Origin of the sequence: Telmatobacter sp. DSM 110680, from assembly GCF_039994875.1 — a bacterium.
Taxonomy (GTDB): Bacteria; Acidobacteriota; Terriglobia; order Terriglobales; family Acidobacteriaceae; genus Telmatobacter.
In genome coordinates this window covers 5,954,026-5,969,162 of sequence record NZ_CP121196.1, presented here as the reverse complement: position 1 = coordinate 5,969,162, position 15,137 = coordinate 5,954,026, and the positions used below count along the sequence as shown (strand labels likewise).

Genomic DNA, 15,137 nt, shown 5'->3' with positions numbered 1-15,137 from the left:
CGCTACTATTCCCACGTGGACGTTTTCACGATTCTCAACCAGCCCCGCCTTGATCACGAAAGCTTCAGCAAGCATCGCGAGCTGGAAGCGAGACTGAAAACCCGGCTTCGCGGCGATGTGCTCTTCGACGCTGGTTCTCGCGCGCTATACGCGACCGATGCGTCAAATTACCGGCAGTTACCTATTGGCGTTATCCTGCCACGCGATGAAGCCGATGTAGAAGCGGCTCTCGCGGAGTGCCGCGCAGTGGGTGCCGCCGTCCTGCCGCGTGGCGGCGGCACAAGCCTCTCGGGTCAAGGCGCGAATGTCGCCGTGATCTTTGATTTTTCGCGATACATGAATGGGCTAAGCTCGATTAATCCTGACGCGAAGATTGCGGTCGTTCAACCGGGCATTGTGCTGGACCGGCTCCGCGACGCAGCGGAGAAACATCACCTCACATATGCACCGGACCCGGCAACTCACTCGCGTTGCACGCTCGGCGGAATGATCGGCAACAACAGCTGCGGCGTCCATGGGCTGCTCGGCGGCAAGACCGTGGACAACGTGGAAAGCCTCGACGTAGTGCTCTACGATGGCACTCGCATGACGGTGGGCCGCACGCGTGAAGAGCAGCTTCAGAGCATCATTCGCGCGGGCGGCCGGAAAGGCGAGATATACGCAGGGCTGATGCGGATTCGAGATCGTTACTCCGATCTCGTGCGCGCGAAATTTCCGCGCATTCCGCGGCGCGTCTCCGGATACAACCTCGACGAGTTGCTTCCGGAGAATGGATTCAACGTAGCGCGGGCGCTGGTAGGCAGCGAGGGAACCTGCGCAACCGTATTGTCGGCAACTCTGAATCTCACGGCGAGTCCGCCGTATCGCGTTCTCACAGTGCTGGGATTCGATGATCCGTTTGTGGCGGCAGATTCCGTTCCGCTTGCGCTGGAGCATAAGCCGATCGGCCTCGAAGGATTCGATCATCTTCTGGTGCAGTTCATGCGGCGCAAAGGACTGGCGCTCAAGGAACTCGATCAGTTACCGCCAGGAGTCGGATTTCTGCTGGTGGAAATGGGTGCGTGGACCGCGGAAGAGGCGCAAGCAAAAGCGGAGGCGCTGGCGCGTGCATGTCAAAGCTGGCGCAACCCTCCGGTTGCACATATTTGCACTCCAGCCGAAGCGGCCAGCGTGTGGTACGTCCGCGAATCGGCGCTCGGAGCGGTGGTATTCGTCCCGGGCGAGCCGGATCGCTGGGAGGGCTGGGAAGATGCAGCCGTGCCGCCGGAAAAATTGGGCGACTATCTACGCGCCATTTCAAAGCTGATGGCGGAGTATGGCTATTCCACTCCTCTCTATGGACACTACGGCCAGGGTTGCGTGCACATGCGCATCAACTTCGATTTCCGCAGTGAAGAAGGACTGCGCAACTTCCGCGAGTTCCTGGATCGCGCAACCGATGTAGTGCTCGATTTCGGCGGATCGCTAAGCGGTGAACACGGCGACGGGCAGGCGCGTGCTGCGTTGTTGCCGAAAATGTTCGGGCCGGAACTGATGCAGGCGTTCCGGGAGTTTAAGACGCTCTGGGATCCGGACAATCGGATGAACCCCGGCAAGCTGATCGATGCCGTGCGCGTCTACGACCCGATCGAGAACCTAAGAAAGGGTCACTTGCGGCGGGGCCAATTACCTTCGGCAGTTCCGCGCCAGAAAAAAGGCGCGGATGAAAGTGCGACCGCGGGTTTCAAGCCGCATTTTGCATTCGCTCGCGACGGCGGTTCGTTGGAGACCGCAACCGAGCGTTGCGTCGGAGTGGGCGCCTGCCGGAAGACCGATAGCGGCGTCATGTGTCCCAGCTATCGCGCCACGGGCGACGAAAAACACTCCACGCGTGGTCGCGCACATCTGTTGTGGGAGATGCTGGCCGGGTCACTTCACTCTGAGGGGTTCCAAAGCGAGGCGGTGCACGAGGCGCTTGACTTGTGCTTGAGTTGCAAAGCCTGCAAGACGGAGTGCCCGGTGCAGGTGGATATGGCCGCATACAAGGCCGAGTTTCTGGCACAGCACTATAAGGGACGGATGCATCCGCTACGTCATTATGTCTTCGGTTTCGCAGATAAGCTGGCGCGGATGGGTTCGATCACGCCGGGGATGACAAACGCTATCCTGACCGGCGGCCTCACCGGTCCGCTCATTAAACGCATCGCCGGCGTCGCTCCACAGCGTGCGCTGCCCCGGCTTGCGCAGCAAAGTTTCGTATCTGGGCATTACTTCAGTCGTGCCGAACGGCCAGCCGATAAGGACGGGGCTTCGGCCCCTGATGGATCATCCGCCCAAAAACAGGTTTTTCTTTGGCCCGATACATGGAATAACTACTATCATCCGCAGACGCTGGTTGCGGCTGAGTCTGTTCTGAATGCCGCAGGCTTCATCGTTGAGACCGAGCAGCGGCACATCTGTTGCGGGCGTCCTCTCTACGATTTTGGCTTTCTCGATCATGCGCGGGCATATCTCAAAGAGGTGCTGAATCGAATGGAGGCGCGGATTGAGGCTCGAACTCCAATCATTTTTCTCGAGCCGAGTTGTGCCAGTGTTTTCAAGGACGAGTTGCTTGAGTTTTTTCCCGACGACGATCGGGCCACGCGCATGAGCGAACAGGTCTGGCTGCTGGCCGACTGGCTCGCTGAGCATGCTTCGGACTGGGTGCCGAGCCGGCTGGAGGGCGCGCATGTCCTGGTCCACGGTCACTGCCATCACAAGGCAGTCTTCGGTGGACCAGCCAACGAGATTGCGCTGCTGCGTCGCGCGGGCGCGAATGTGGAGGCGATCAAGGCAGGCTGCTGCGGCATGGCAGGGCCGTTCGGCTTCGAGGCTGAGAAGTTTGAAGTGTCGAAAGCGATTGCGAGTGATGGACTCTTGCCGGCAGTCGAAGCCGCTGGCCCGATGACGGTCCTGCTGGCCGATGGTTTCAGCTGTCGCGAGCAGATTCAGCAACTCGGGAACAAGCAGGCCCTGCATTTTGCGGAACTACTGGCGCGAAGCTGCGCGTGCGGCGGGTAGATAAAGTGCAATTCCCAAACAGACCAGGAACAGCGGAACGACAGGGAACATTCGATTTAAGGGGAACCGTCAGGCAAACGCTGCCGTAGTTCTTAGCAAGGGCTACCAAAATGACAGGCGATCTGAGAGTTGCATTTCGGAAGTTGTGGAAGTCTCCTGGGTTTGCAATCACGGCGATCGTGACGCTGGCGCTGGGCATTGGAGCGAACGCGGTGGTATTCAGCATCCTGAATGCGGTGGTGCTGCGGCCGGTGAAATTGCCAAATGCGCAGAATCTCTACGAGGTGCAGCGCTTTCAGTATCCATCGCATTCCTATCCCGACTACGTGGATATGCGCGACCGGAACCGGACCTTCGACAGCATGGTGATGACCCAGATCATGGGCCCGGTCGGGGTGGATGTTGGCGGCAGTCCATCGACCGCGTGGCCTTACATGGCGAGTGGAAACTATTTTGACGCCTTGGGAATTCAGCCCTATCTCGGCCGCTTCTATCACGCCAGCGATGAGCAGGGGGCCGGCAGCGCGCCGTATGTGGTGTTGAGTTATGCGTACTGGCATGGCTACTTTCATGGCGATGCAAGCGTCGTGGGACGGACGGTCAAGATCAACAAGCATCAACTCACGATCATCGGAGTAGCGCCCGCGGAATTTCGCGGTACTGAGTTGTTTTTTGCGCCGGCAATGTGGATTCCGATGACACAGCAGCCCACGATCGAGGGTTACGACGTACTCAAACAACGCGGCAATCACAACGGGTTTGTGGTGGGAAGACTGAAACCGGGAGTCACGGCAGCGCAGGCGACGGCCGACCTAAATGCTCTTGGAGGCTGGCTATCGAAGACCTATCCCGGCGATGACGATGGTGTGAAGTTCACCCTGGCGCGGCCCGGGTTGATCGGGGATATGCTGGGTGGTCCGGCGCGAGCGTTCATGGCGGGACTGATGCTGCTGGCGGGTCTGATCCTGCTGGCGGCGTGCGCAAACCTGGGAAGCCTTTTTGCGGCGCGTGCGGCGGATCGCGCGAAGGAAACGGCGTTGCGGCTGGCACTGGGATCGCGACGCGGCATGATTCTGCGGCAACTACTGACGGAGGCGGTGATGGTTTCGCTGGCCGGTGGAGCAATCGGCCTCGCGGGTGGCGTCGTGATATTGCGCATTCTCAGTACTTGGCAGCCGATTCCTGATACGCCGATCAATGTGCCGGTGAATCCGGATACAGCCACCTACGTGGTGGCGCTCGTGCTGGCGCTGGCGAGTGGCTTGCTTTTCGGGATGGTGCCGGTGCGGCAGGTGCTGAGGTCCGATCCGTGGCAGGTGATTCGCACCGGTGCGGCAGGTGTCGGCGGGTTGCGGCGGTTTACGTTGCGCGACGTTCTGCTGGCGGTGCAGATTTCGATTTGCGCGGTGCTGGTGACCTCGTCGCTGGTGGCGGTACGTGGACTGGCGCGTTCGATGCATAGCAACTTTGGATTTGTGCCGCAGAACGTCACGCTGGCTGGGACTGAACTGCACATGTCCGGATACACAGACGACCGGGAACTGCAGATGCAGCAGCGCATGCTGGAAGCGGCCGAGAGCATTCCGGGCGCGACGGCTGCTGGCTATGTGGACCACCTTCCACTAGGCCTGGAGGGCGGAGACTCGTTCGTCTACGCCGACAGCACCACGGACTACCGTCCGACGAATGTGGCTGCGGATGCGATGGATTATCACATTTCGCGGGGCTACATCCAAGCGGCAGGCACAACCCTGTTGGCAGGCAGAGACCTGAGGATGCAGGACGACGCGAAGGCGCCGAAGGTGGCGCTCGTCAACCGGCAATTTGCGGTCAAGGTTTTTGGTTCGGTAAGCAAAGCGATTGGCGGGCATTTCAAGTTCAATGGCGGTCAGCGTGCGGAAGTAGTTGGCGTTGTAGAAGACGGAAAGTACCGCACACTCACCGAGGATCAGCAGCCAGCGATGTTTTTCTCGTTTCTGCAAGAGCGGTCGAGCAATACGTGGCTGTTGGTGCGATCAAACCGCGATCCCCAGGAGATTTCGGCGGCGCTGGAGAAGGCTTTGCACGGGCTCGATTCGGCGATGCCTCTTGCTGTCAGGCCGTGGACCGACGCGATGGGTTCAGCGTTATTTGCCGCACGGGTGGCGTCGGTAGCGCTCGGCGTGCTGGGCCTTCTGGGGGCTATGCTCGCGGTGACCGGAATTTTTGGCATGGCTTCGTACACGGTGTGCAAGCGGTTGCGCGAACTAGGAATCCGCATGGCGCTCGGCGCGAGCAGGAAGAGGGTGCTCCGTGCAGCCCTGGGTCGCGCGTTCATGCTTCTTTCGGTGGGTTCACTCGTGGGGCTTGCTCTCGGACTGCTGGCGACGAAGGTGTTGTCCTTCATCGTCTATCAGGCCTCGCCAAACGACCCCGTGGTTCTGGCCGGAGTTGTGTTCACCATGCTTCTGCTGGGGCTCGCGGCTGCGTGGATGCCGGCGCAGAAGGCGCTTGGCGTGAATCCGGTCATCCTGATGCGAGAGGAGTGAGCAGGCTTTCGTTCTTCGAGAGGGAGGTAGATTCTCAGCATTCCCGCGCATGAGCATGGCGTCCCTTTGCGCTAACATTGAAGAAGAAATTGAGGGCGCATGTTCGTGGTGGTGTGGCAGTTTGAGATTGCCGAGGAAAAGATATCTGCTTTTGAGACCGCGTATGGTCCTGATGGGAATTGGGCGCAGCTCTTTCGCAGTTCGCCGGACTACCTTGGAACTGAGCTGTTGCGGGACGCTTACGTTCAAGGTTCGTATATGACGATCGATCGCTGGGCCAGCGAGCAAGCCTTCCGCAATTTCAGAAAAGAGAACGATGCTGCTTACGAATCTCTCGATCGCACTTGCGATGCGCTGACTTCGCGCGAAACACGCATTGGCGCCTACACCGTCTGAATAGGGTTTCTCCGGCCGAAAGTCCAAAAAAGAGATTGCGCAAATTGCAACGTGATGGCGGCCACAGGGGTGCCTAAAGCTTCACCTTTTCTTCGCTTTTTATGTATCTATTGAGTGTCGCATCCTGCTACAATCCGTTCGAAATACCAATAGCCGCCGCGTGTTTTCTGTCGTTCCCAACAATCCGCGCCAAGCGAGCATACCCAGAGGAGAGATACCTATGCCTATCGCCGACGAGCGCGCAAAAGCAGTCGAATTAGCCCTTTCGCAGATTGAAAAGCAGTTTGGAAAAGGGTCGATCGTTCGTCTTGGATCGCGGGAAGCGCTGGTTCCGATCGCGGTGATCTCGACGGGATCGATCAGCTTTGACGCGGCGCTGGGTGTGGGCGGCGTGCCGCGTGGAAGAGTGATCGAGATTTTCGGGCCGGAGTCGTCGGGCAAGACGACAATTACCTTGCAGATTATCGCAGAGGCGCAGAGGGGCGGGGGGCTGGCAGCCTTTGTGGATGCTGAGCATGCGCTGGACCCGATGTATGCGAAGAAGCTGGGCGTGGACGTGGATAACCTGCTGGTTTCGCAGCCCGATTCTGGCGAACAGGCACTGGAGATCACCGAAGCGCTGGTGCGTTCAGGAGCGATCGATGTGCTGGTGGTGGACTCGGTAGCGGCGCTGGTGCCGAAGGCTGAGCTTGATGGCGAAATGGGCGATTCACACATGGGCCTGCAGGCGCGACTGATGTCGCAGGCGCTTAGGAAACTCACCGGCACCGTGTCAAAGTCACGCACCTCTCTGATTTTTATCAACCAGATCCGCGAGAAGATCGGGGTCATGTTCGGCAACCCCGAGACCACTACCGGCGGTCGCGCGCTGAAGTTTTATTCTTCAGTTCGCGTCGACATTCGCCGTATCGCCGCCATCAAGGAGGGCGATGTAGTCACAGGCAACCGGACCAAGGTAAAGATTGTGAAGAACAAGGTAGCCGCTCCATTCCGCGAGGCCGAGTTTGACATCCTCTACGGCGAAGGCATCAGCCGCGAAGGCGACGTGCTGGACTTGGCGGTGGCGAACAACATCGTGGAGAAGTCCGGCGCATGGTACAGCTACTCAGGCGAGCGCATTGGGCAGGGACGCGAGAACACGCGCAATTTCCTTAAGGAAAACAAGGACATCTTCGCCAAGATGGACGGCGAGGTGCGCAAGAAGCTCGGCATTGGAGTGGCCAAGGCCGAGGTGCCCGAGGTTCCGGCAACAGGCCCTGCAGAAGCCAAGGAAGCAGTGCGCGGAAGGCGTGGTTAGGAACTGCGAGCGGTCGAATTGCGTAGATACCCTTGAATCATCACGGGGATGGAAGCGATCCTGAACTGCCGAGATTCCATCCCTGTCGTGCTCTAATTCTTGTTGAAGCATGCATATTCATCAACCAGCGGCGGGGCGAACTTTTCCGCGAGCAATCCTCTGCTGGCTGGCGCTCGTCTGCTTATGCACTCCGCCCTTGTCTGCGCAACAATCCCCGCCCGCAGCCAGTGCTTTCGGCAGTGGGCCAATTCTCCAAAATCGTGCGGTTACGATTCTCGACGGCCAGTGGCGCTTTCATGCAGGGGATGATCTTCGCTGGGCCGATCCGGCATCGAACGACTCCGATTGGCCTGTCGTCAACCTGAGCACTCCTCTAGTCGAGCAGGGGATTGACTCGTACAGCGGTTGGGCATGGTACCGGCTGAAGATTCAGCCGCAACAGATCGCCCAGATCGGCAATCCTCCATCGGGCCAGCAGCTCTCGTTGATGGTCAGCGGCACCTCCGTTGGCCAGATTGACGTGTTTGTAAATGGGATCGAGGCAGGCCACACCAAGGGCATGACGGAGTCGCCGTCGGAGTATCAATCGCCACCGTTTGTGGTTCAGTTCAATCCGGCTGGATCAGGGCCGACAGAAATCGCGATTCGAACCTGGGCCGGTCCGACCGTCACCATTAATCGCGGGCTGCTGGATAAAGTGCAACTCGGCGCGGTCGATGACGTGGCCGCTTTGCATTCGATGGCGATCGGGCATCAGTGGGACGAATATGTGATCGCCGACATGGTGGTCGCATTCATGTTCATCTGCGTTGCGATCCTGGGTGGCTTTCTATATCTGGCGCAGCGGAATCATATCGAGTACCTGTGGCTGGGGTTACTGTGCCTGTCAGTAGCCGCGGGGGGCGCAGCAGATTCAGCATTCGGGCTCGCGATCATGCCACTCGGAATGTACCACGTCTTCACTATGTTCTCCGGCCGCATCTTCATGGCCATCACACTGGAGTTTGTTCTTCATTTCACGGGAACGAAATCGCGCAGGTTCATTCGTGGAGTGCAGATCGGCGTGGTGCTCGTCCCCTTCGTCTACTTTGTCCGACTCATACTCGTCTATCAAATACTGTCGGTCGCTTCTGAAGTCTTGTTCTGCGGGTTGGTCGTTGTTCTATTGTTCCGCGCGTGGCGGGCCGGCCGAAGCGAAGCGGGCGTGATGCTGCTGCCGTTCTTTCTGGCGGCCACTGCGGATTCTGCGAATACGGTGCTTGATTTTGCGGCGAGCCGGCATTGGCTGCCCGATCGGTTTGCTTCGCATCGCTTTTATTTCGGACCGATCGAATTCGGCATCGGGACCGTAGCCTATACCGTGTTTCTGGGAAGCTTGATTGCAGTGATTCTCTACCGGTTTGTGCGTATCAGCCAGGAGGAGCAGCGCTCGGCGGCGGAGATCTCGGCGGCACGCAGCGTGCAGGCTCTCCTGATTCCCACGCAACTGCCGTCGAACAGAAACTTCATGCTCGAAAGTGCGTACCTGCCCGTCAACGGAGTCGGCGGAGACTTCTTCCAGGTCCTGCCGTTGAAGGACGATTCTCTGCTCATCGTGGTGGGAGACGTGAGCGGTAAAGGACTGCAGGCCGCGATGAATTCAAGCACGCTCGTTGGTGCGCTTCGCAATGAACTTGCCCACGATCCCGCGACGGTTCTGAATCATCTCAATCATGTCCTGATCGGCGCAGTCGCTTCGCCGGGAACAGCGGTCAAGGAATTGGATTGCGCCCCATGTTTCGCCACCTGTCTCTGTGCCCGCGTCTACCCTGATGGAACGATCACAATCGCCAACGCAGGCCATCTCAATCCCTACCGCGATGGGCGAGAGATTGCGCTATCGGGAAGTCTCCCACTCGGCGTAATCGCAGATGTGGAGTACGAACAGGCAACGTTTCAACTGAATCGTGGCGACCGGCTCGTGTTTCTTTCTGACGGTGTGGTGGAAGCGACGAACTCCGACGGCGAGTTGTTCGGATTTGAGCGCACCCAGCAGGTTAGCAACGAATCGGCGCGGTACATCGCACAAACGGCGCAACGCTTCGGTCAGACGGATGACATCACCGTCGTCTCGCTTTACCTTTCATCGCGCACAGCCCAGCCCAGTAAGGAAGAACTTGCGTACAGCAAATGACGGGCAGTGAAAACGCCCTCGAATTTGTCGCGATTCGTTCCGGTTCTACGGACGGAAGTCAGTTCGTAAAATTTCATCTTCCGCCTCTTTTCATCTCACCTTCTGACTGAGCAAACACGCCCAAATCTCTGATTTTGATTGACACATAGTACGAAACGTACTATAGTACGTTTCGTACTATGAAAGCTTGCTCAACTCTCGAAATGGCGCTCCTGGGGCTGGTTGCGCAAAAGCCGCAATCGGGCTATGACCTGCGCAAGACCTTTGCAACCACAGCGATGCGCCACTATAGCGACAGTCCGGGGTCCATCTATCCTGCGCTGCGTCGGATTGAAGCACGGGGATGGATCGAGACGACGGCAGCAAAAGGCGACTTAGCCGATCCGCGGCGGAAGCAGGATTACCGGCTAACGGATGCGGGAAAAAAAGTACTGATCGCTTGGCTGGAGCTTCCTGTCGGTGCCGAAGATGTGCGAACACGGCAAGCGGAACTGATGCTGCGATTCGCGTTTATGGATGGGAATGTTCCTCGGGTGACAACTATCCAGTTTCTTGACCAGTTCACCCGGGAACTCGCTATTTATGCGGCAGAGAGTCGCACCAAATGGACGCAGATGCGCGACCTGATCGCGAAGGCGAGGCCTGGTCGCAATCCGATTCACACTGGCCTGCTGGCCTTCGAGTCAGGGATCGAAGGTATGGAGGCGCAAATCAGATGGGCGCGGAAAGTGCGCACCGAGCTTATGGAGGATTCACAGTGAAAGACCTCTTGACGGTTTGTGTTTTGACAATGAGTTGTTTGACTGCGGCGGCTGGCCAAAGCCCTTCTACGAATCCCAGTCCGTTGCACCGGCAGTATCGCGCGGGAGAAACCCTGGCATACCAGATGCACGGATTGAATGAGTCGTGGGAGTACACCATCCGCGCGGACGGAACGGTAAAGCAAGATGCGAGCGGCAAGTTTTTCGAAGAGTATCAATGGTCGAAGATGCAATCGGGCGGCCACGCTTTGCCACTACGGGCGGATACGCCGGAATTCCGCCAGCGAATTTCGCTCGATCCAGATACCATACCGTCCGCTCCTGATTTGACGAAGGTGGATCCGACGCTGATTGGACCAGTAACCGACTTTATGACGTTCTACGTCGACTTGTGGCTGGCGAACAAACTGGGACAGCTAAAGAAGGCGGGAGATCATTTTTACTTTCACAACCCCATGCCGGCGTCATCATGGGCCGATGGGACTCGCGTGATCCTCGGGCAATCGGCCATTGACTTTGACATGACGCTGAAGTCGGTGGACACTGCGGCGGGAACCGCGTTGCTGGAGGTGAAGCATGTGCCGCCGGAGAAGGTAGCCGTGAAGCTACCGGCGGAGTGGATGCAGACTCCGGTGGGCGCCCTGCCAAACAATTGGGTTGCGGTGACGAAGCAGGCAGATGGCAGCTACGTAGCGGCAATGGGAGAAGAGACATTCGATGCGCTGATCACGGTGCGCCTGGCGGATGGGGAGGTTCTGTCGGCCAACATGAACAACCCCGTAAAAACCGTAGAGCGAACCTGCAAGGATGAGGCGCTCACGCAATGCGAAGCGGCGAAGCCGCATTTAATCGTGCGAAAAATCGAAATAGAGCTCGTGAAATAGCAGAGCAGATGCCATCCTTCGGCAATCACTCGTCCCAGAACGATCTCCCTCCCTATCTGGATGATTCTGGGACGGTTCATTGTCGCTGTTGGTTCTAAGCGTGTCTGAGTCCCAATCCTGCGGCGGTTGATACGGGGGAAATCCCGGTAAAATCAAACCGGAGCAGACTCGATGAGCGTGAAAGCCCTTTATCCCGGGACGTTCGACCCTCCCACCAACGGGCACATCGACCTGATCCAGCGCGGGGCAAAACTCTTCGAGCACCTCACCGTTGCCATTTTGAAAAACCCCGTCAAGAATCCACTTTTTACGGTTGAAGAGCGCGCCGAGATGTTGCGGGAATCAACCGCCGCCCTCGGCAATGTGAGCGTGGCAATCTTCGACGGTCTGATGGTGGACTTTGCGCGCCAGCTTGGAGCTACGGCGGTATTGCGTGGCATCCGCGCCATCTCCGATTACGAACACGAATTTCAAATGGCCCTGATGAACCGGCGTCTGGCGCCCGAAATCGAAACAGTTTTTCTGCAACCGGCAGGACGTTATTCGTTTGTAAGTTCGCGCATGCTCAAGGAAGTTTTCAGCTTTGGCGGCGAGGTCGCCGGGCTGGTTCCCCCCAATGTTCTTAAGCGCCTGCGCAGCCGCATCAGCGCAGGCTGAATCTTTGAACGCTGCGCCGAGGCGCAGGAGGTTCAGTTTGTCGGACTTTGTCGCACTCAATCCCACATCGATACACCGCGAAATCCGCAATACGCTTTTCGGAGATGTGCCATTGGCGGAGCTTGTGCGGGCACATCCGAAGGTCCCGCTAGCTGAGCCATGGTTATCATTCCAGCGTGCACGGGATCTGAAGGAAACCGGCGACATTGAAGGCGCGAAGACAGCGGCGCGCAAAATCGTTGAGATGCCGGATCTCGACACGCGCATTCTTCTGCAGGCGTGGCACACGCTGCGAGAACTGGGCGACAAACCGCCGCAGGGGCGCGAGAAGGAAGTTCTCGGCGTCGTAGTGGAAATCGGGATGCCAAAGGGGCTTGACCTCGTGGCTGCATACCGGGACCATCGCGCACGTTACTTCAATTACAGCGGGGCCGGGGTGCTGTGGGAGCGGCGCGACGATTCGTTGGATGCGCTGATCGACGAATTGCTGCAGGCCGGAACCGTGGTTGCGCAGGCGATCGGGCCGTGGACAAAACCGAAACCGCCAGAGCCAAAGAATGGCGACGCCCGGATTAATCTGCTGACGCCCAGTGGAATCCACCTTGGAAACGGACCGGTAGAAGCGCTCAACCAGGACCCGATGGGCGGTCCAATCTTGTCCGCCGCCTTCGGATTGATGAAGCGCCTGGTCGAACTCACGAAGAGGGCGTCGGAATAGGCTGCCGACCAGCTGTTCCTCAACAAGTGTGATAATTCCATCTCGAAACTCCTGGAGAGTGTTAGTTGACCCAAGACAATCGCAGCATCGTCAGAGACTTTATTGAAGAGGTCATTAACCAGGGTCGGTTTGACTCCGCCGCGCGTTATGTCTGGGAAGACGTGGTGGAGCAGGTTCCATTTCCGGGACAAGGTCCGGGGCTCGAAGGATTGAAAGATGTTCTGCGCGGGATGCGAACCGCGTTTCCGGATTTGTATTTCGGCGTTGAAGAACAGATTGCCGAAGGTGACAAGGTGCTCACCCGCTTCGAGTGGACTGGAACGCACCAAAGCGACTTTCTCGGCGTTCCCGCAACCGGACGGCCGGTAAAAGTCTGGGGCATGGTCATCGACAGGCTGGAGCAAGGAAGAATCAAAGACACGCGCATCATCATGGACATCTTCGGACTGATGATGCAGATCGGCGCGCTCGGCCCCAAAGGATAATTCAACTTTCCGGTTTGAAGTTGAGGAAAGTTCGAGGCGAGCGGAAGTGCGACCAATTGACTAGTGCGCAGATCTAGCTGCGTCGGTCTGCTTTTGATGCCGTGGCGGGAAGCCTTGGCGAATGGAAAATCAGCTTTTTACCGGGAAGCTCTGATTCTGGTATTCCAGAGTCGTCCATTCAGTGCGTAGCGGACACCCTTTGTTCGCAACTCCTGGCAGGCTTCGGAGGAAGTAGAAGAGGTTCGCACGCGTATCGACCTGAGCCTGATTGCGAAAATCATGGATGGGATCGGTCATGGGGGTTTCAAGCCTCGTTCTAGATTGTCTGAGTTCTGGTGTACCTTCACCCTAGACAATCCACGCCTCGCATGCTGATCAAAAGCGCACACATCAGCGCGAATTTGAAAAGACGCTCAACCCTCGGCGAGGCTTCCACCCGAAGAGTGAAGAGTGAGCGATTCAAGGTCGGACTGCTCGCCGGGTCTCAAGTCGCAATAGCAAAAGCAAAGGGCCGCGCTGCGCGCGGCCCTTCCCTTCTTCAATGGCTACGAATCCCAAAACTCAGAGTCGGGCGGTGGCCGATGGCCCTTCGCTCTCCGTGCTACTCGCGCGAGGTTCCACAACACAACGCCAAGGAGTATGAAATTCATTGCAACGATTCCCGCCTGCACGCTTGGATTGCTCAGCATGAGACTCCTCCATCTACATTCGGATCCTAGGTCCAAAACTCTAAGGGGAAACCAAGGACCTTCTAAGGCTTTCGTAAGAGCTTGCACGCGTGCCTGCTCAATTGGCACCTTCTTTTCCTCAGCAAATGGTCACCATGGTACCGTCCAAACTTGGCGCGCACCTGCGAACCAAGACACTCTGCAGTCACAAACTGTCCCGCCGGTGTCCAAACAAGTCAAGACACCGCAAAAATGCCAGTATTTAGCGGCCATTGGATGCAAAAGCCAAAATCTGTGAAAATAGAACCATCATGACAGTTGCCGCTCCTGCGAAAGTTTTTGCTGACCGAATTGGCCGTATTGAGGTTTCTGCAACCATGGCAGTCGCCGCCGAGGCCGCCAAACTGCGTGCCCAGGGCGCGAACCTGGTGGATTTTGGCGCCGGTGAGCCCCATTTCGCCACGCCGCGCCACATCAAAGACGCAGCGATTGCCGCCATTGAGGCCAATTTCACGCGCTACACCGTAGTGCCCGGCATTCCCGACGTGCGCAAAGCGATTGTTGACCGCCATGCCTGCGATTTCGGCTCTGACTACAGCATCGACGAAGCCATCTTCACCACCGGCGAAAAGCACGCCCTCTTCAACGCCGTCCAGATCCTGGTCGATCATGGAGACGAGGTCATTCTGCCCGTCCCTTACTGGGTGAGCTTCAAAGACATCATTCAATACGCAGGCGGCAAGGTAGTTTTTCTTGAAACCAGTGAAGCTGAGAATTTCCGTATCACCGCTGACGCCATCGAGAAAGCTATCACGCCGCGCACCAAGGCGATCATCCTCAATTCGCCTTCGAACCCTGCCGGATCAATCGTCAGCGCCGAGGACCTCGAGCGCATCGTCCGCCTCGCCCACGAGCGCGGCATCTACCTCTTGCTGGACGAGTGCTACGCATACCTCACCTACGTAGGTACACCCGTCTCCGCCGGTTCCTTCACGTGGGCCAAGGAGCACATGGTGATCCTCGGATCGCTTTCCAAAACCTACGCAATGACAGGCTGGCGCGCAGGCTTTGCTCTCGCCCCCAAACCCATCATCGCGAATCTTTCTAAGCTGCAATCGCAACAGACATCAAACGCCACCAGCATCGTTCAGAAGGCCGCTATCGCAGCCCTGGCTGGTTCGCAAGAGTGCGTGTCTCAGTTTCGCGCGGAGTTCGTTGAACTGCGGGATTACATGCTTGCCAAACTGGCCGAGATTCCCGGCGTCACGTGCACCAAGCCCGAAGGCGCGTTCTACGTGTACCCCAATATCGGCGCTTTCATCGGCAAAGGCGGCATTAAATCTGCCACCGAACTGGCGACGCGGCTCCTGCACGAGGCGCACGTCGTGACGGTGCCCGGCGAGGCATTCGGCACCAGCGAACACATTCGCCTTTCCTACCCGGTGACTAAGCAGAACATCGACGAAGGCACGCGGCGTATGGGCGAATACCTGGGCAAGCTGACCTAAGCCCCACAGAACAATCGCAAAAG

General features: G+C 57.9%; 11 protein-coding genes. All 11 read left to right on the top strand.

The annotated features are described in order from the left end of the window. Positions 1 to 15 precede the first annotated feature (15 nt). The 11 genes from P8935_RS24515 (at position 16) to P8935_RS24465 (ending at position 15,114) form a co-directional block, all read left to right on the top strand. Positions 16 to 3,039, top strand: coding sequence for an FAD-binding and (Fe-S)-binding domain-containing protein (locus tag P8935_RS24515; protein ID WP_348262940.1), 3,024 nt, complete (start codon positions 16 to 18; stop codon positions 3,037 to 3,039). A gap of 110 nt (positions 3,040 to 3,149) precedes the next feature. After that, positions 3,150 to 5,567, top strand: a complete 2,418-nt coding sequence (locus tag P8935_RS24510; RefSeq protein WP_348262939.1) for an ABC transporter permease — start codon at positions 3,150 to 3,152, stop codon at positions 5,565 to 5,567. Between the two features lie 99 nt (positions 5,568 to 5,666). Next, positions 5,667 to 5,963: an antibiotic biosynthesis monooxygenase gene (locus P8935_RS24505; RefSeq protein WP_348262938.1), complete on the top strand. Its 297-nt coding sequence runs from the start codon at positions 5,667 to 5,669 to the stop codon at positions 5,961 to 5,963. 226 nt (positions 5,964 to 6,189) lie between these two features. After that, positions 6,190 to 7,260: a recombinase RecA gene (gene recA / locus P8935_RS24500; RefSeq protein WP_348265376.1), complete on the top strand. Its 1,071-nt coding sequence runs from the start codon at positions 6,190 to 6,192 to the stop codon at positions 7,258 to 7,260. A gap of 109 nt (positions 7,261 to 7,369) precedes the next feature. Beyond that, positions 7,370 to 9,433 (top strand): SpoIIE family protein phosphatase, encoded by a 2,064-nt coding sequence (locus P8935_RS24495; RefSeq protein WP_348262937.1) that lies wholly within the window; start codon positions 7,370 to 7,372, stop codon positions 9,431 to 9,433. Between the two features lie 179 nt (positions 9,434 to 9,612). Further along, on the top strand, positions 9,613 to 10,194 hold the full coding sequence (locus P8935_RS24490) for a PadR family transcriptional regulator (protein WP_348262936.1): 582 nt from the start codon (positions 9,613 to 9,615) through the stop codon (positions 10,192 to 10,194). Next, on the top strand, positions 10,191 to 11,078 hold the full coding sequence (locus P8935_RS24485) for a hypothetical protein (RefSeq protein ID WP_348262935.1): 888 nt from the start codon (positions 10,191 to 10,193) through the stop codon (positions 11,076 to 11,078). The genes P8935_RS24490 and P8935_RS24485 overlap by 4 nt, the downstream gene beginning before the upstream one ends. A 171-nt stretch (positions 11,079 to 11,249) precedes the next feature. Then, positions 11,250 to 11,735, top strand: a complete 486-nt coding sequence (gene coaD, locus P8935_RS24480) for a pantetheine-phosphate adenylyltransferase (RefSeq protein ID WP_348262934.1) — start codon at positions 11,250 to 11,252, stop codon at positions 11,733 to 11,735. A gap of 37 nt (positions 11,736 to 11,772) precedes the next feature. Continuing rightward, positions 11,773 to 12,453: a hypothetical protein gene (locus tag P8935_RS24475; RefSeq protein WP_348262933.1), complete on the top strand. Its 681-nt coding sequence runs from the start codon at positions 11,773 to 11,775 to the stop codon at positions 12,451 to 12,453. A gap of 65 nt (positions 12,454 to 12,518) precedes the next feature. Further along, positions 12,519 to 12,938 carry an ester cyclase gene (locus P8935_RS24470; protein WP_348262932.1) on the top strand — a complete coding sequence of 140 codons (420 nt, stop codon included), beginning with the start codon at positions 12,519 to 12,521 and terminating at the stop codon, positions 12,936 to 12,938. Between the two features lie 1,045 nt (positions 12,939 to 13,983). After that, entirely contained in the window at positions 13,984 to 15,114 is a 1,131-nt protein-coding gene (locus tag P8935_RS24465) for a pyridoxal phosphate-dependent aminotransferase (protein WP_348262931.1), read from the top strand. Positions 15,115 to 15,137: the final 23 nt, after the last annotated feature.

Coding starts and splice junctions, on each gene's coding strand:
- P8935_RS24510 (WP_348262939.1), top strand. CDS start 3,150: ATGACAGGCGATCTGAGAGTTGCATTTCGGAAGTTGTGGAAGTCTCCT.
- P8935_RS24505 (WP_348262938.1), top strand. CDS start 5,667: ATGTTCGTGGTGGTGTGGCAGTTTGAGATTGCCGAGGAAAAGATATCT.
- P8935_RS24495 (WP_348262937.1), top strand. CDS start 7,370: ATGCATATTCATCAACCAGCGGCGGGGCGAACTTTTCCGCGAGCAATC.
- P8935_RS24490 (WP_348262936.1), top strand. CDS start 9,613: ATGAAAGCTTGCTCAACTCTCGAAATGGCGCTCCTGGGGCTGGTTGCG.
- coaD (WP_348262934.1), top strand. CDS start 11,250: ATGAGCGTGAAAGCCCTTTATCCCGGGACGTTCGACCCTCCCACCAAC.
- P8935_RS24465 (WP_348262931.1), top strand. CDS start 13,984: ATGGCAGTCGCCGCCGAGGCCGCCAAACTGCGTGCCCAGGGCGCGAAC.